This is a genomic window from Chryseosolibacter histidinae, assembly GCF_018598225.1.
Lineage (GTDB): Bacteria > Bacteroidota > Bacteroidia > Cytophagales > Cyclobacteriaceae > Chryseosolibacter > Chryseosolibacter histidini.
Genome location: NZ_JAHESF010000020.1, coordinates 26,687 through 44,432, shown reverse-complemented (window position 1 = coordinate 44,432; position 17,746 = coordinate 26,687). Strand labels below are relative to the sequence as shown.

Genomic DNA, 17,746 nt, shown 5'->3' with positions numbered 1-17,746 from the left:
GGCAACTGGCAACCATTATATCTGCCGTTCGTGGATGATTTCTTCCATGCTCAAAGAATTTTTGTCTAATGGTCGTCGAAAATGGATAGCAGAAGCGTACACCCAGACGTTAATTTGTCACAGGCGAACGGGCGTGGTTTTTAGCCAGGGCCTCGATACCGACAAGAAAAAAATAGCAAGGTTATGATCATTAAAAACAATCCCCTTACCAAAGGCGCCAGCGGCATGCTAGGAGACGTGATCGTATTCCGTCAGCTCCGTGGCAAAACTATTGTAGCCAACAAGCCGCGCCGGCCGTGCTCAGAAAGTGCCCATCAGCGTGAGAACCGCCTTCGCTTCAGGGCAGCTTCAACATTCGCGAAACGGGTGCTGCAAGATCCTGATAAGAAGGCATACTACGTTGCCAAAGCGCGCAAGCTGAAGCTACCGAACGCATACACGGCAGCGATCACCGACTACATGCGCAAACCTGCGATCACGGCGGTCAAATGCAAAGACGTTTCCCATGGACGCATGACCATCACGGCTGGCAAAGCAGGTTTCTCACTGGCATCGGTAACAGTAACCCTTATGAATGCAGAAGGACGGGCCGTGGGTACAGGCGCTGCTGTGTTGAAAGACCGGCAGAAGAATGAGTGGACGGTGAGGCTTGGGGATGGAGTCTCTTCTGAGGGCGGAACCTCTCCTAGTGGTTTAAGGGTATTGAAAGGATCCGGAGATCGTGAGTGTGTTTGCAGGATGATGGTGACGGTGAGGGATTGGGTGGGGAATTGGGTGAACACGCCTATTGAGGTGGGTGCGGGAACCTCACCCATTGTCGCGTGTGCGGCTTAACTTACCCGTGCCCTCTCTTTAAGATAGTGAGAAGGATATAATGAAGATTGCAGGAAGAGAGGGGATGTGGATTGTGCGTTGTTGTCTCCGATATTTAATAACTGAGGAATTATGGTCAAATAAAGGTCCAAGTTTCCCGCATGCCCTTTCACGACCGGGGGACTTGGCCAGTTAAGGAGTTCTAGAAACGAATCCAATCTCTAATGAACTAGAGTCAACTCTATGCCTCATCGGATACACCATTATTTGTCTTTAAGATATCCATGTCTATCTTCAAATGTCCATAAAGGTAGGAACGCATATTCAGCAACGTTCACTTTCAATTCACGAACGGGTTTCCCATAATCTGTGTGCATCAGTTGAGTTAGCAATTCCACAACCTTAAGCCGATCTGACAATAGCTGTTCGTTCGGGGTATTGTATATTCGTTCAGATACAACATCACACCCGTTATAAATGAGCGTTCCACAGGAAGTGGTCTTTGCTTCCCTAATGCGTAAAACTCTTTGAGCATTAAGGTTTCGATCTAATAAGACAATGCTGCTAAGGTCGTGAAAAGATGTATACTCCTTGCTGCCATACCGCTGAAGCGTAAGGAAGATGGGAATGCCTTTATGAATCAATATTATACTGTAAAGATCATGTGCGGTTGAAACTATCGGGCTTTTCAACTCCCTAACCGAAAGTATCGTGAATCCATTGATGCCATTCGTCGTTGCCGCAACCCGAAACTCATACCCAAACTGCTGGCGATAAATTTTTACAATTCTAACCACATGTCCGGCCTCATCGTAAAACACTTCTGTAGGTGAATCACAAACTGGCGGAGGAGCCTCTGCTGGCAGCATAGTTCCAAAGTCAAAGGCACTATAAGTTCGGGACGCCACTTCTTTGACCTCTTCGTGCTTTAATTGCGCCAAAAAATCCAACAGCTGCCGGACCGTCAATTCTTCGAATTGAGGCATTGAATTGGCTGTAACTTCATTTACCTGCGAATTATTCCGATCACAACAAATTCCTGTTACTAGCAGAAGACAAAAGAATAGGTTCTTAAACATTTCACTTTCAGTATAAAATTACCTGGCGCCAGTTTTACATCAAGTTGTCTGAGCTATCTCACGTGCTGATTATTATGTGAATTAGCTGAGCAAGCGGGAGCAAGCAAAAAAGTCCAAGTCTCCCACATGCCATCGCACGACCCAGAAATTGGCCATGTAGTAGATAGGAATTTATCTCGGTCCTACTATCAATAGTAGACAAATTTATATTTGCTTTTAAAGCCACGCTCGGTACTTGAATCTAACAGGCCGTCAGTATAGTAGTGCCTTAGAATAGCAGTGCCGTTTGGCTCCAATAAAGAAATTTCACTTATATCACCATTTTGTTCGTAAGTATAAATCCACTTCCCACGAGGGGCGTGATCATTCCTATCAAATGATTCAATGGACACTAGCCTGTTTTCGTCGTTATAAAAATACTTCGAGTAAGTGCTACCAAGACTATCCTCTCCTTTCGTAATTTTTCCCTCAGCATCAACTTCGTATACTAATACCGCAAAAGGTTTTCCTATGTTTATGTGGTTAACCCCCTCAACTGGTGCAAGTCTTCCCGCGGTTGGCGGAGTGCGTTGGCGAGACTTGTATCCTTCACAAGAGCAGTCTTCTGACTGCAGAGTGTCATTGTTTAGCAGGCCTCTCTTTCTTGCCCAATCACTATAAAACCTAATTATCATTGAATCCGGTTTATAAGTGATCTTCAGAGGAGGATCTAATCCGGAAATTTTCTTCAGGGCTACCATTTTACTTTGGTACACGGAATTTCCTTTAAACTCCAGGAATAGGATCAATCGGTTGACCATCCTTCACCTGCTGATGCAACGCATACGTACTTAACGCTAAATTTACAATTGAGAGTCCAAATCCAATATTTTTGACAGATCTAGAATAGAATGCAAATTGTCTTGCAGGTGCTGATCTGTATCTGCCATGTGATTTATAAATATCCGGTTGGGGCTTATAACCATCACGAGTTCAGACCTGACGGATGCACAATCATTGAGGATAATTTGACGATTAGCGTAACTCCTCAATAAAATAAAACCCGGTGATGAGCCGGGTTTTATTTTTGCGATCATTTCTCTTCTGCCTTTAAGTAATACACTCTTTCGGAGTATCTTAATTTCACTTGCCCTTCTTCAGTGACAAATACATGTGGTGGCCAAGTGCCAGTAAATTCGCTTGGCCCCATGTCTGTATAAAATATGAAGCGCTCAAAAAAAAGATCGTTAATTTCTGGCTTAAAATACCATGTACTTGTTTGACTATCCACTGTTCCATCTTTTCTATGAAAGGTGTGTTTATAAGTTTTGTCTGGATAGATGAAAATTGAATCACTTGAATCAACGTCTTTGTAATACTTACCTGGTAGCAATTCAGGATCTATTGGTTTCTCTTTTTGATTAAAAGAGCAGGCAACGATCATTAAAACTAAAATCAAACATGCGCCACAAAAGTACTTGCTGTTCATAATCATTTCCATTCAATCCAAATAAACCGTTGATAGATATTTCCTGTGGGGGTAATTTGACCGGGTACTCGATATATATCAGGAACAGAATCAAAACCACCTAAGTAACGACCTGTTGTATGATCAATGACAAAAAGTGTTAGACCATCCCGCGGGTAAATTGACACTCGTGCGGAGCCAACAAATTGTTCTATATCAGAACTAACAAAGGGCACGTCTGTTGCAAAGAAATCAAAATGGCGCCTAACCATATCCTGACCATTACCATTCGCTGCATACCATTCCTTGGCTCTCTTAACAACTGCGGAATTCATCATACCTTTTGTTAACAGATGACTTCCGTAAAACAAACTTCGTTCAGGCCCTTCGCCAGATAAAAACTCTCCAAGCAAATGCTTCATCCTGGTGTAGTCACTTCGTAATGTATAAAGTGAATTATGCGCTTCTTCACCTGGCCCACCTTGCTGGGCCAGGTCGCCAACCGGAATAAATATGGTGTTCACAACAGCTGCTCCATTCTCATCAAGGTAATTTGCATTTGTCCAATAACCGAATTCGCCATCCTCATTATAACCAAAATCTCCATTCCATGAAAGGTCTTCAAGCCCATAATACTTTCTGAAATCTTTCTCCGACATTATGGCATAATTCGACTCCATGCTTCGGTACTGAGCAGCCCAATCAAAATCCGCACTTCCGCCACCGCCACCCAAATAATCAGTCCAGCCACTCCAGTCCATGGAATGGAGGTCCCTCGGTGCCCGCAGCAATCCTGATGGATCATTAAACAACACAGGGTTTCCATCCGCATACTGATAAGGGGATAGTGTATGAGTAACCGACGCCATCGGGTCAACCTGCATAAACCTGCCCAGAACCGGATCGTAGCTTCTGAAGAACGTCTCCATACCATCCGCTGGTTGCATTCAGCTCACTACCCTCATTGTAAAGATAATCATTCTTGTTATTCTCCCGAGTCCAGCTGGTAGCGACCTGCAGGCCGAAGGGATAATACTCGTTATACTGAATGATATTCGTAGGTGTGTGCGTGATGGTCACATCGTCGAAATACACTTCTACCTGTGTATTGTTGTCGTCGTTCGAATGTGCACTAATACTAGGTCCAAGTCTCCCACTTGCCATTGCGCGACCAGAAGACTTGGACCAGTTTAGAATAGAGCAAGCATCGGTAAACAAAAAGTCCAAGTCTCCCGCATGCCACTGCACAATCAGAAGACTTGGACCAGTTTTAGGGGCATGCCATTGCGCGGTCAGAAACACTTGGATCAGTTAAAGGGATTCCCTGGCCTTTCTTGCAGGGTAAGGAGTCATTTTTTCACAATCCTATTCCCCAATTATCTGGCAGGCAATATTTGCAAAAATTTCGGACGTCGACATCTTTTTCAACGCGGCATTCTTGTTTTTCCCTTTCCGAACAAGAAAATAATCTCCAGGCTGACTCACACCGATGATTAGTACTTTACCCGTAAGAACCTTTCCACTCACTTTGTTTTCCGCAAAATCATCAAAGCTGTAAGTATCAAACTTTCTTTCACGGTCAAAATCAATCTCTACAGTGTCATTATGGGACTTGATAAAGGCCTGTGTCTTTTCCGCATTTAAGGCCAAGGCAACATTCACACTAAAGTGATAAATTTCCTTTTCAGTGAAGAAATCATGAATACTGACCTGGAATTCTTTCACCTGATTAGCTATACGCTCGTCACCAATCAAATTGATGAACCCGCTGGTTACATTATCAGGATGTAAAAATCCACAGACGCTAACATTTGCATAATCCTCCTTCCCGACAGGGCGAACCTCTGACAACATGAGCAAGGAACGAGAAGCATTCAATTCGCGTGACAATTGCTTTTCACCTTCGCTCGGATACATAACTGAACGCTCTGCCAATGAATCGAAATGATCTTCGTCATTTGGAAATGGATCATGTGGCCTGCGTTGATCGCATTCGAACAGATCAACATTCACACAAGTCAATCTTGGATTATTGGCATTTAGGAATCTAACCACGTCGATTAACTCAGATCGATCATTTCTGACCGTTAGTAATACAATATTCTTATGTGATTGCCCTCGGCAAAAAACGCTTCCAAGACCCAACAGTATCAGCAGCAGACGAGTTCTCATATAGTCTCTGTTTTTTAATTAAATTCAGGCCCCTTCGATCCCTTACTCCTTTTGGCGCCGGTTTATCATATGGCGCCCCCACATTCAAGCGACCCGCGGGTACCATCTCCCTGTAACACTCACAATGTAGATGGTTATTAACTGTCCTGCGTATTTCGTCCTAAAATCCTGATAAGATTTCGAAACTTGGGAATGTAATTGCAAGGCAAATCAATCAGCCATGGTTGAATGGAAATCACTGCTAGTATTAGCGCTGCTTGTTGAGCAGGCACTTCGACTCTTAATTAACGGTGATCGAAATCTTATTTGAAACGGCACAACCCTGGTAGAGAACTGCGTCAAATAGCTTCATATCTTTCTCAATCTGCTCCTCACCGACAACAAAGTTATCCTTTAGGCCTTTACCTGCATAGTAAACCATTTGGATGTAATATCGCCCGGGTTTCAAATTAAACTGACGAATATTTACAATCATCTCTAGATTCAATACTTCGGAAGCCTTTAATATACGAGTGCCGGCTAAGAATCGCGCTTTCCCTTTTTCCATTTCTTGAGAAAAATGCTTATTGTCATACTGCTTATAATCGATGCTATCCGGTATCGACTCAATGACGTGCACTGGAGACATACTTTGATTCAAAAGCATCAAGCCCACACCTCCCCCAACCCGGTTAATGTTACACAACCTTTCGATATCTGCATTAGTGCGGAGGTTACTCATGATACCATATAGAAGTAAGTTTTCAGTCCCTCCATTTCTGCACGCTAGGGTGAGGGCAACTTCAGAATCACCTGTGGTGATCGAAACAGAATCATTCAGCAATTCAATCTCAAGCGACTCTTGAGATGACGAGCAGCTTGTCAAAATAAAAATGTAGATTAACAAATCAAGGAGTATGTATGTCATGCCGTTCATCTTAAGTTGAGGTAATCTTCAGTTACATGAAATTTAAACAGTCCCATCGCACCTCCGAAATTAACTCCCATTTGTTTTTCTATCTCTGCTGACCGGGTGTAAGCGTGGTGTTCCATTATTTGATGCCCCATAATTTCTCCATACCAATCGTACCAAAAGTCACGATTTCCATTAATTATGTCAGTCGCATGAACCAATTCATGAGCCACCACAACATACAACAATCTGGGATCGCCTGCCATTGCCTTTGCCAAAGGGTATGCATGGATGCTAACGTATGTGGTATTTCTCTCCTTAATTCGCCTGGTGTCGCCTGGTATACCAGGGTCTGAGGCATACTTCCCCTCGGCGTCTATCCACCAAGCGAGACGTTGTCCTGATTCTTTTGCGAGGCGATTTAATCCTCGTATTTCATCGCCAAAATTTTCCATAAGAAACGTCCGAAACCACTCTTGCCCCCCTTGCTGGTCATATATAATGTATTCTTCCGTGCCTGGAATAATATTTCCATTGCCATCACCGATTCCGTTCACTCCGACAGCTGAAGTCAGTTTTCCATCCTCGTAAACAGTAGTACCTACCTCTCGTGCAAAATCAAACCTATCCCGATCATTTTCTATGCCATAATACGAATTAAACTCACGCTTAAACATGAACATCGCATTTGCATCAACATCCCGATACTGAGAACTCCAATCAACCCTTGAAACACCTCCACCGCCTCCACTTACAAAAGATGTCCAACCACTCCAATCTGCAGAATTAAGATCTCTCGGTGCTCTCAGTAATCCCGATGGATCATTAAACAATACAGGATTACAATCCGCATACTGATAAGGGGATAGTGTATGAGTAACCGACGCCATCGGGTCTATCTGCATAAACCTGCCCAGAACCGGATCGTAGCTTCTGAAGAACGTCTCGTACCACCCACTGATCGCATTCAGCTCGGTGCCCGCATTGTAAAGATAATCATTCTTGTTATTCTCCCGAGTCCAGCTGGTAGCGGCCTGCAGACCAAAAGGATAATACTCGTTATACTGAATGATATTCGTAGGTGTGTGCGTGATGGTCACATCGTCAAAATACACTTCTACCTGTGTGGGGTTGTCATTGGAAATATAAACGAAGGCGTAACCTGCTTCTTTCACGGTGTATTCCTTCATCATCTGGTCATGAGGAACGTTGGGAGACTCGTTTACCTGCTCGCCGCCATTGATCTGGTCGTAGGCTACGTCGAGGAAGTTGAAGTCCTTATCGAACAGCAGGATGTTCACGAATGCTTTCGGGTAAGTGGTGTTGCCAGGGCCACCTCCCGTTGCAACCGCGCTTCCCCAGGTGTTCAGGCCTGACGAAGGTGTGCCTGTTTCACCCGGTGCCGGCGTGGGTAACTGGAATGCGCCCAGCAACGCTGTGGCATAACCACCTAGATTGCTGCTGTTGGCCGTCGGGTTGAAATATTTGGCATAGGCTTCGATCTTCACTTTGTCGCCCGGATATACCTTGAAACTTCTGGCAACGCCAATCTGTGAATTGGTGCTGCCCTTCAGCATTTGTGAATAGGTACCGCCAGGTGTTTTGTTGAACAATGGCAGGCTGCTGCGGGCTCCGGCCGACACAGGGTAATTCTGAAAATCGGTATTGGTCGAGCTTTCAAAATCAGTGGTTTTGGCACTGGCTGAAGGAGTCGCCGAGCTGAACACCACGCGTGTGTTGCCCTGGTGGTCGGCAATGCTGTACTGATATTCCAACTCGCTACCCTTCTTCACTACCCGGCCTTCCGGAGAACTGAAAAAGCTCAGGGTACCATTCTCGTAGACAAAAGCGCCGGCATAGTCAGTTGTGCTCTGCAACGATGCCCCCTGGAAGGTTTTCATCGTGAGCTTGGTACCCACGGCATCATAGGTATACTCGATCTTGCGTCCATCTGTGAAATTGATCACCGAGGGTTTACCCAGATAGTTGTAAGTGATGCTTTGGATGCCTTTATTGTCATCGGCAGTAACGTTGCCGTTGATATCATATGTATAGTCAACACTACCAGCATCGTTGGTGCCGTTCTTAAATCCGGCTGCTTTGCCGCTGGCATCCTGCACTTTTTCAAGGCGATCGCCTGCTCCAGCGTTATAGCTGAACGTGAGGTCATCCATCGTTTCAGCTGTATAAGAAGCTATCAGCGACGGTGAAAGCTGGTGTTTACGTTGGTTGCGCTGCAGGGTGTTAATGTTACCATTGTGATCGTAAGCAACACTTTCGTTATGCACACCGGTTTCAACATCCCACGCACCTGCACCGCGTGCCCGGAAGTTCGCCGTCTTCAATTTGTTACTCTTGTCGTAGGCAAACGTGTAGCTTTTCTGTCCCTGTACCCCTGTTGTTGTGCCAGCCACTTTCCATTTAACAGCGGATATGTTGCCATTAAAGCGTCCCGTGTTTCCCAGCCCACTATCTGTGCCGTTGTACAACAACTCCATTCCGAAATAGTCATTGGTGTCGCCGTTGTTCTCATCAACATTCAGCGCCGCGTTATTGATAGAAGTGAGCATGCCCCGGATATCGTAGCGGTAATCTACTACCTGCATGAACTGCTCGGAGCTTTCGTTGAATACGAGGGCATCCGCTTCAGAAAGGCCGATGCGGGCTTTGAACTTGTCGTTCGCTGTTCCCTGAAACGTAAAACCGGGTTTGAGCCTGATCGCTGTTTTCGCCACGAACACTGGCTGCACAGCATCCGGTGGAGCGTTGATCTCATTGCTGTATGTCACGCCTGGCTGCCCGATCGATGGGTCAGGCGTTATCGTGTACCCGCCTGTCTTATGCAGTTTTTTCGCTACGAGCTGGCCCGCTTCATTGTACTGGTACATGGCCACGAGCTGGCTTGAGGACGCGTTGTTATTGTTCTGGTATACCCTTTTCAAACGACCGGCATGGTCATATTCATATGTATTGACCACAGTAGTCTGCTTTCCGGCGCCGGCGTTGTGGTATGTTTTCCGGCAAAGCACCCTGCCATCAAAAGCATATACGAGGGTGGCAAGGTCGTCAAGCGCTGAAGGGTTCAGGTGGTTGCCGCTGCGCACCTGAATGGCGCGACCCGCCTGATCGTAAAAGATATAACTATACAACCAGGTATTACTGCCCAACACAAGTTTCTTCGAGCCAGTAGGCATACCATAGCCTCCCCCCTGCGACTGTTTATCTTCGCCGGGCAATGACTGGTTCACATACGCGAAGTCAGCGACGGCGTCAGCATCGTCAAAATCATAGCCATCGTAAAAGTTGACGATCTGGATCTCCAGCGCCGAGTTGTCGCTGTTTGTCTTCGGGAAGCAGTTGTTGCTATATCCGTGCAACACGCTCGCACGTGTTTCAAACCATGCATTCTCGGGATATTCGTTATTACCAGTTTTGTAGAGGGGTGTGAGGAGATCCTGCACATCGGCACGCGTGGTCTGCGTAGTATTCTTGTAAAGCCCTTGTATCACAGGCCGGCCCGCGCGATCATATTTGATGAATATCCATTTTTTATCGGCGCGTAATATTCCATCCTGTGAGAGCACGAGGCGGTTGAGCTGGTCGTAGACATAGTACATCGGGGCCTGTCCTGGTACTTTCTTCTCCACGATCCTGCCTCGCGCATCATAAAGAAATTGGTGTGTATGGTTATCCTTAAGGGTCTGCGTCAATGTCCACCCGGCGCTCTTCAGCGCGGCAACGCCCTTCGGCGGGATCATGTAGCGAACCTGGCCAAGATCATCATAGATATAATAGGTCTCCAGCCAGCTCACCATCACATTGTCGATCGTTTCCTGGAGCTGGTCTTTCCTGGCGATGGTCCTGCCTTCACTATCTGTAAATACGACCTTCAACAAGCCATCGGCATCAGTGGTTTGAATCCGGTTAAGCTTGTTAGCCGCATAAAACCCGGTGCTCGAGCCATCCGCATTGAACTTCCTCACTTCTTCCAGCGCATCGCTCACGGCACCGGTATTGTAAGAGTACGCAACTCGGTTTGCGTGTGTTGTTTCCGGTTGCCATAGCTTTCCTGGCCCACCCTGCTTTAGTAACCTGCCCATGGGTGACTTCTCAAACTCGGACACAGCATACGGAACAGAGTCATTGATGATCTTATCGTTCGAAGCATTGTAAAAGCTGAGCTGATCGGTACGGTATGCGCTTTTATAACTGCCATCTGCACCATTGGCATACGGCAGGTATTGCTTGGAGCTTCTGCCCAGCCCATCGTATTCCACAGGCTGAACAACATCCTTTTGCATGGGGCTGCCTTTGTATACGACGGTCTGAACGGGACGTCCCATGCCATCGAAATAGACCTGCTGGGTCTGCTTGCCGGCAAGGTTCAGCGCATTGGCCTGCGTGTCGTCTTTTACATCACGCTGAAGAATGGCTTCACTCCGGAGATTGGAAGGAGAAACGAGATTGGTAACCACGCGGGCGTATACCCATGCCGTGTCGCTGGCACAACCTTCCGGCGTTACACTCCTGACATAATAGGGCGTTGTCGTTGACAGCATAGACGTAGTGATCTGGCTACCTGTTGCAGCAGGGGTGCCTGTTGCAGCAGGGTTGGTGAACCACTGCACCTGGAGGGCGGGGTCGGCGATAGCCACGGAAAGTTTTACCGAGCCCGAGCCATAGATCCAGTCATCGGTTGTATTCTCCGGTTTGGCAGGTACCGAGCCGATCACAGCCTGGATGGGAATCTTTGATTGCGATTCGCAACCAGTTGATGTACTGTAGCTGCTAATAAAAAAACTGGTAGTTTCGGTTAGGTCAGGCTGATAGGACAAACCGGGCGCCACTACAGGAAGTAGCGTCTCGGTATCATCATACCACCGCAATGAATTGGCATTAGAGCCGGGGCTTCCGGAAAGTGTAATGGTTCCAGGTCCGCACTTCAGGAACGTACCGGCTGTGGTGGGAGCGCCAGGGAATGGATTGATCGTAATGGTCACCGGCTTGCGGGCGGTCTCGCACAACGAATAGGAACTATAGGTTGAAACGTAATAAGTTGTGGTGCTACTCACGGTCGGGCTATACGAAGTTCCTACCAGAAATGGCGTGGTCTCGGTCGGTGATGACGTATAATACCATCTTACTTCCGAACCTGCCACTGCAGGCGTAACGGAGATCGGGACCTCTGCAGGACCGCAGTGTTTGGACACGTAGTCGACTGTTGGCAGAATACCCGAGCCGCAGGAAACCGTTACGTTCCAGGTATAAATAACATTGGCGCTACCACTTTTCAGCTCCACTGTGGCAGGGCCTTTGATATCCCATCGCACATCCAGGTGCTCCGTATATTCCTGGGTGCCTGAATCGAACGTGCGGGAGCTTCCCACGATTACACCATTGGGTGAAGTCACTGCCCCGTTCTTCTGGGGTACGGGAGTAGTTCCCGCCAGATACGAGTACCTGACTGTCTCTCCCACCACCTGTGCTGAAGCGGAATAAAAGTTTAAACATACCAGCAAGAATACTGCGCAGAAGGCAATGCATCTGATCGAAGCGGAAACAATCCCGCGATACTTTATATTAAAAAAGGTCATGACAATACGGGATTAATTGATCTCACAGGGTACGATATCGAGGGGCGGAAAGTATTCCCCGAACCGGCCGTCGGGCGTTCGCACCTCACACTTCAATTCGTATGATCCTGTGTTCGGTTTGATGTAAGGCAGCGTATACTGAGTACCTGTTGCTACGGTTACCCATTCCGTGCTGGTCAACCACCGTTTCTTCCAGGTGAAGGTGGCATTGGGAATGGACTCGTTGAGGCTTACATAGAATACGCTACCATTAGCAGGAGTCGGATACTGGCTGCACGTGGTGACGCGCTCGATCTGATCGCCGCAGGTATTGTAGGTGATGGTGCCATTAACACAACCATTGACACTGATCGGTTTCAGCTGCATGACGAGCTGCTGCGTTCTGATAACAGGAGCGCCTGCGGAATAGCTTACCCTGAGTCTCACGTTGTAAGTACTTTTCGAGACATCAGTAAAGGTATGCGTTATCTGTGCCGGGCCTGGCGTAAATATTCCGTCACCAAAATCCCACTCATAAGTAACGCCCGTAAGACAACTGTTCTCCGGTGCGCTGAAAGAGATCGGGTCACCGTAATAAGGTGTGGAGAGCACGCTGAAGTCTGCATCCACGGCAAAGAGTGGTTTGCCGAACGTATAGGTGTTGCGGTTGAGCATGTTATCGTTCTGGTCGAAGGTCTTGACCATCCTTCCCAACTTGTCGAACACCGTACGTTTGGCAATGCCCTGGCTGGTGATAAGGTCTACACCGAAGGGAAAGGTGTAAGTAAAGCTTGCGAGGCTTGCATGATCGGGATAAAAAGCAACATCATCGATGGACGGTGTGAGTGTTGGCGACGATGCCGAAGGTGCGGTTAGTGACTGCCCCGCAAGCTGGATCACAAAAGAAGCAGGTGCCGATGTTACCGGGATGATGTTGTCAACATAAACAAAACCCGACGCTGCCGGTGTTACCGGAATAGTTTGGTCATAGTATGTTGTGGTCAAGGCGATGTTCTTGATCGTTACGCGGAATGTGACGGCCGAACTATGCCTGAACCAGAACGTGAGGTGGTAATTGTCAGACTGTTTGGTCACGGTCTTCTGGATCAACGCATAGGGATGCAGTCCTTTTGTACCCGAACGGGGTGCCGCATAAAAAGCATTGGTCAGGCCAAAATCGTCGCCTGTTGTGGTTTCAAAATCACTAAAAGCAAACTCGCCACGCTTTGCATTGGTCACACTTGCCACAGGAATGCTCTGCCCGAAGCCCCACACCGTCGATGACGTTATTCTGTCAGGCCCCACGGAAGACAGTGGCTTATCAAAAGCATCGTATTTCAGGATCGTTGTGACTGTGTCATACCGCATATCCGGCTTCAGCCTGTAGCTGCCTTCTTTGAGCTCAGTGGTAACCTCTGAAAAATCGGTGACCGGTGAAGTCAGGCTGAGTGAAAGCTGCTGCTGAAAAAGGATCTTCCCGCTGGTACCGAAATCACTGAACTTGCTCAGGGTTGCGCCGGTGACCTGGTCTGCACCACCCGGCCGCTGTACGCGCTGCTGTTGTTCGATAACAACATTATGCCTGAATAGTGAGGGATCCTGGAGATCTTTAATACGAAGCAGGGCATCTTCTGCGTTGGCCGGGATGGCACCAAAGTCCAGGGGATACTTCATCTTTGTTGTATAGATGGTTCCATCACCCGAAGTGCGCTTTACCGAGGTGAGCAGCTTGTGCGTACTGCTTTCATAAGCATATTCCGTGGTCTCAACAATGTTCTTTGCAGTTGTGGTAGCATCATAAGTGGTTACCGTCTCTTTTTTCAACACACGATCATATTCCGTTGGCAGGAAGTATTTTCCATAGAAATAGATAGGGTCATCGCTGTTGGGATACCGCTCATAGTGCAGGCCCCATACGTTGACTGGCTGCGTTCCCGATTTGTACAGATACTGATATTCGTTTTCCACAAGGCGCACCGGGTTTCCGCTTTCATCGAACTCATGTTTTTTAAAGATGATGCCTCGTTCAAAATCGAACTCCGGGTTCTGCGCGCGTGGGAATGCCCATCTTCCTCCGGATGCAACTATACCCATACCAGGGCAGGATGACGGACGGGCAAATTTATTCTCTGTTGCCGACCAGTAGCCGTTGCTGGTTTCACCGTATTTACCCGGCACCATGAACTCATACCGGGCAGAACCAGCACCCGGACGTTTTACTGTTACAAATTCATACCCCACGGGACTTCCTTGCGTGAAGGTCTGTTCTGACAAATCGTCTGCAGTGCGGATCAGCAGCATTTTCCAGAGTTCTTCCGTGGTTTTGGATGAAGATAGCGTGCCGTAACTCTTCATGGTCGATGCGTTATCCATATCTGTAGGATCACGATACTTCCAGGCAGGCATTACAAAATCCGGCCGGCTGATCAGGCGCCCTGCTGACTGCTGGGTATTTGATGGATTGGTATATTCGAACGTTTTGGCTATACGGGCCGGTGTATTTATGCCATCGTATTGCGTAATGGATTTTATGCGCAGACCACCTGCCGGATGGTTCTCACCGGTGCGGGCATCGAAATATTCATTTGCTTCATATTGCAGCACGGTTGAGCCTCCTGACGGATAGTCGATACGATTAAGTGTACCTATCTTCATAAAATTCCCGTCTGGTATCTGATCGTCTCCATCGAGTACCACCTGCAATCCGGAATAACCGGGAATAGGATGTGTCCTGAAACGTTCTGCCAGGGGCTCACCGGGGTAGACATATAGCTTCGGGAATCCACTATTCCTGGTTTTGCCATTATAATATCCCCAGAAGTCATTGCCAGTTGACGTGATATTAATGGTCGAGAAATTCTGGAAGCTTACCCCCGCATAAGAGAATTGGTAAGGAGGCATTCTATCACAACCGGAAGTTTCAGACACTTTATAAAGAAATTTTCTACCCGTGGCTCCGTACGAATGACTCACGGCTACATAGTTGAACACGAATTCCTTTACCAGCTCATTCCCGGCACCTCTGCGTGTGTCCAGAATCCTTACTTTATCAAGGGTGGTTCCCGGTTTTTTAAATTCCACCTTATGGCCGACTGAAGTCTCCATGTAGTCAAGCCAGTACCGCGCCGTTGTTGTGCTTACCGTATAGGCAGGCACGGTCTTCACAGCAGAAACAGAAGCGTTATAAATACCAAGTACTGCCTCGTTCTCCGAATCAACTGACGGAGCCGGAGAATAGTTAAAATTGATATATGCTCCGCTTGGAGACTCGATCCGGGTCAGTTTCCATTCGATGTTGCTGACAATGGTCTGGCCGTTATAAAGATCGTAATCACGCCAGAGAAAACTTACCGCTTGCGGCGCATTCATTATTTTCCGGGTCAGAGAAACTGAACGCCCAAACGTATAAATAAGGCCATCATTGGTCCGAATCGTAAAGCCTGTGATGGTTTTATCGCTGCCCGAAACTGTAGTGTAAGAAATTTTGAAGTCGCGATATGGAATAAAACGGATAATGGGCGTTGCTGAATTGTCGAAGACGAAAGAACCGGAGTAACCTCCGAAACTGTAGCTGAAAAGGTCAGGCTCAGTGTCGATCCGTTCCGTATGATAGCCATGGATCGCTGTCTGATCTGCCTGCTCATCGCTGCAGGTGCCGGACGAAAGGTCTGCCGTAGCTCCGAATGCAGCAATCTCTGCTGCTATACCTGCGCCTGACGAACGTTGATACAGCCATCCCTTCCGGGGAGTTCCCACGGGCCCGTTCAGATCATCGGGCAGTCCGCGCACTTCCCGTGTGATCGAGCCGCTGGCTGAAAGATCCCAACCCACGCCAAACCAACCTTCACTTTCGCCTACTTTGATGCCGTTGGCATTGTAACTGAGGCTCACGGGTTGAATGATGTCGTGGGCTGTAGCATTCCAAAGCGGAATTGAAATATTCGGTGTACCGGTATACATGTTCACCGGTATTTCTTCCTGCGCCATTGCAGCAGAAATGCCGAAACAGAACGCAGCAGCATGCATCCCGATTTTCAAGGGACGCAAACAGGCACGCAGAAATGTTATGCCGAATACAAGCACTGATGCCAGGGCAGTTCGATTGATTCTTAAAAATTTCACTTCGGGCGGGGTTAATTCAGTAATTAGCTATTATTTCTTCTCCAACTTATTCAATCTCTCCTGCATCTTCTCATTCTCCTTCTTCAGCTCAATCAAATGCAACGTCAATTCCTCCACCTTCTTCAGCAGCAGCATGTTCATCTCGGTGACGTTCATGCCGTCGCGCAACATTTCGCTGGCGGAGGGAACTTCGGGAAGGTGTTTGTTGGCTTTGATGTAGGCTTCTACTTCGGCGAGTGTGGAGAGGTTGTAGTTTTCTTCGAAGACATAATCGGGGGGAGTGACGGCACCCGCGAGGTCGATGAGCACTTCCTGGGTGTGGATGTTTCCTTTTACAGTAAGCTTTGCATCGGGAGTGGTGGTGCCGATACCTACCATGCCGCCATTCGCCAACGTGAGCACTTCGATGCTTCCTCCATCCATAAACGAGAGGCGATCTGTGGTAACTGTCTTGTTATAAACGATATCAAAACCATTGGCGTAAACGGTAGGAGTTGCGACACCAGAATAGAACCGGAGGGTGCTTTGACCACTTGTCACTTTCTCATCATAGCCAATGACCATCATAGGGTTGGCGTTGTCGATCTGAAGTTGCCCTTCCGGGTTGTTGGTACCGATACCAAACTTGCCAAGGAGATAAGCATTACCTTCCCCACGCACCCAGAACAGGTCCGTGCCGCTGCCATACTTGCCTACATAGAACGGATAAGTCACGTTGTTGTCAGCGCGTGATTTCACCATCAGTGAAGCATTGATGGTATTCTGAATACCTTCAATGCCACCAACGATGATGTCGCCGTTGGGAATATGAAGCCTGGCATTGGGTGTGTAGGTATTGAGACCGATACGATTCGTGTTGAAAAAGACATTTCCTCCATCGGTCCGCAGCATCATGTCCCTGCCATCGTATGTATAGATGGTAAAATCATCACCGTTGCCAAAACCGAGGTTCGTACTTTTATTGTACATAAAGCCTCCCGGATACAGCGTAGTGATATTGGGAGCAACACCAGTAGTACCAACAAACCGCATATAGTCATAGGAGGCAGCATCACTGCCAGGATCCAGATATTGCGCAGTAACGGTCTGCGCAACAGCACCAGAGGAAACAACAAACAAAAAGGTTAAAGCTAGCAATAGGGATTTCATAAAACTTAATTAGTGATTTTCAATGTTATACGGGTCGGGGCGCTGGATGTTGTAAGCAGATCCTGATCAAGTGAGACACACAATGCAACATTTCCAGGGGAGTTTACTGATGGGGCAGTTTAAACCGTGGCGCAAGCTATCTATTTTTTTAACACGCGATAAGAGTCATTCTTCATTTTTTTATGCACAACTCAAGAATCCATAAAAAGCACCATCCAAAGCGTTGTTGACTGAAATCATTGTTGGATGCAAGTTCAGAGATGGACATGACAACGAGTGACAAAACATGGATCACGCTAAAAGCAAGTGTTTTAACGTGAGACAACGTTTGCAGGGCCGTAAATATTACATCATGTGTACACAATCCGTTATATGTTAAACAGACCGGGGAGTCCACGGTCCACAGTCGACCCTCCTTCGCTAAAGCTACGGCGGGCAAAGCAGTCCATGGACGTGCAAAGTTTTATCTGATCTTTGAGCTCTGGCACAAAGCTGCGTG

General features: G+C 47.4%; 11 protein-coding genes. 1 reads left to right on the top strand and 10 read right to left on the bottom strand.

Annotation, left to right across the window (positions count from 1 at the left end; translation table 11 throughout):
• Nucleotides 1-183: 183 nt before the first annotated feature.
• Nucleotides 184-834, top strand: a complete 651-nt coding sequence (locus KK083_RS19135; RefSeq protein ID WP_254166302.1) for a hypothetical protein — start codon at nucleotides 184-186, stop codon at nucleotides 832-834.
• A gap of 242 nt (nucleotides 835-1,076) precedes the next feature.
• On the opposite strand, the gene KK083_RS19130 is transcribed toward KK083_RS19135, so the two are convergent.
• The 10 genes from KK083_RS19130 to KK083_RS19085 all read right to left on the bottom strand — a co-directional run bounded on the left by KK083_RS19130 (nucleotide 1,077) and on the right by KK083_RS19085 (nucleotide 17,247).
• A complete protein-coding gene (locus tag KK083_RS19130) occupies nucleotides 1,077-1,892 on the bottom strand; it encodes a hypothetical protein (RefSeq protein WP_254166300.1) in 816 nt (271 codons plus the stop codon).
• Nucleotides 1,893-2,080: 188 nt separating this feature from the next.
• The gene (locus KK083_RS19125; protein ID WP_254166299.1) at nucleotides 2,081-2,632 is read right to left on the bottom strand and encodes a hypothetical protein; all 552 of its coding nucleotides are present in this window, start codon (nucleotides 2,630-2,632) and stop codon (nucleotides 2,081-2,083) included.
• A gap of 332 nt (nucleotides 2,633-2,964) precedes the next feature.
• Nucleotides 2,965-3,360: a hypothetical protein gene (locus KK083_RS19120; protein WP_254166297.1), complete on the bottom strand. Its 396-nt coding sequence runs from the start codon at nucleotides 3,358-3,360 to the stop codon at nucleotides 2,965-2,967.
• A 2-nt stretch (nucleotides 3,361-3,362) separates the two neighbouring features.
• The gene (locus KK083_RS19115; RefSeq protein WP_254166295.1) at nucleotides 3,363-4,268 is read right to left on the bottom strand and encodes an RHS repeat-associated core domain-containing protein; all 906 of its coding nucleotides are present in this window, start codon (nucleotides 4,266-4,268) and stop codon (nucleotides 3,363-3,365) included.
• Nucleotides 4,213-4,434 carry a hypothetical protein gene (locus KK083_RS19110; RefSeq protein WP_254166293.1) on the bottom strand — a complete coding sequence of 74 codons (222 nt, stop codon included), beginning with the start codon at nucleotides 4,432-4,434 and terminating at the stop codon, nucleotides 4,213-4,215. Before KK083_RS19110 ends, KK083_RS19115 begins: the two co-directional genes overlap by 56 nt.
• 270 nt (nucleotides 4,435-4,704) lie before the next feature.
• On the bottom strand, nucleotides 4,705-5,511 hold the full coding sequence (locus tag KK083_RS19105) for a CHASE2 domain-containing protein (RefSeq protein WP_254166291.1): 807 nt from the start codon (nucleotides 5,509-5,511) through the stop codon (nucleotides 4,705-4,707).
• A 280-nt stretch (nucleotides 5,512-5,791) separates the two neighbouring features.
• Nucleotides 5,792-6,418: a hypothetical protein gene (locus KK083_RS19100; protein ID WP_254166289.1), complete on the bottom strand. Its 627-nt coding sequence runs from the start codon at nucleotides 6,416-6,418 to the stop codon at nucleotides 5,792-5,794.
• Nucleotides 6,419-6,423: 5 nt separating this feature from the next.
• Nucleotides 6,424-11,922, bottom strand: coding sequence for a DUF6443 domain-containing protein (locus tag KK083_RS19095; RefSeq protein WP_254166287.1), 5,499 nt, complete (start codon nucleotides 11,920-11,922; stop codon nucleotides 6,424-6,426).
• An 87-nt stretch (nucleotides 11,923-12,009) separates the two neighbouring features.
• The gene (locus KK083_RS19090; protein ID WP_254166277.1) at nucleotides 12,010-16,002 is read right to left on the bottom strand and encodes a PKD domain-containing protein; all 3,993 of its coding nucleotides are present in this window, start codon (nucleotides 16,000-16,002) and stop codon (nucleotides 12,010-12,012) included.
• A gap of 126 nt (nucleotides 16,003-16,128) precedes the next feature.
• Nucleotides 16,129-17,247, bottom strand: coding sequence for a tail fiber protein (locus KK083_RS19085; protein ID WP_254166275.1), 1,119 nt, complete (start codon nucleotides 17,245-17,247; stop codon nucleotides 16,129-16,131).
• Nucleotides 17,248-17,746: the final 499 nt, after the last annotated feature.

Bases quoted from the DNA above. Each gene is read 5' to 3' on its own strand.
- KK083_RS19135 (WP_254166302.1), top strand. From the start codon at position 184: ATGATCATTAAAAACAATCCCCTTACCAAAGGCGCCAGCGGCATGCTA.
- KK083_RS19090 (WP_254166277.1), bottom strand. From the start codon at position 16,002: ATGCATGCTGCTGCGTTCTGTTTCGGCATTTCTGCTGCAATGGCGCAG.
- KK083_RS19130 (WP_254166300.1), bottom strand. From the start codon at position 1,892: ATGTTTAAGAACCTATTCTTTTGTCTTCTGCTAGTAACAGGAATTTGT.
- KK083_RS19085 (WP_254166275.1), bottom strand. From the start codon at position 17,247: ATGAAATCCCTATTGCTAGCTTTAACCTTTTTGTTTGTTGTTTCCTCT.
- KK083_RS19115 (WP_254166295.1), bottom strand. From the start codon at position 4,268: ATGGAGACGTTCTTCAGAAGCTACGATCCGGTTCTGGGCAGGTTTATG.
- KK083_RS19100 (WP_254166289.1), bottom strand. From the start codon at position 6,418: ATGACATACATACTCCTTGATTTGTTAATCTACATTTTTATTTTGACA.
- KK083_RS19125 (WP_254166299.1), bottom strand. From the start codon at position 2,632: ATGGTAGCCCTGAAGAAAATTTCCGGATTAGATCCTCCTCTGAAGATC.
- KK083_RS19120 (WP_254166297.1), bottom strand. From the start codon at position 3,360: ATGAACAGCAAGTACTTTTGTGGCGCATGTTTGATTTTAGTTTTAATG.
- KK083_RS19105 (WP_254166291.1), bottom strand. From the start codon at position 5,511: ATGAGAACTCGTCTGCTGCTGATACTGTTGGGTCTTGGAAGCGTTTTT.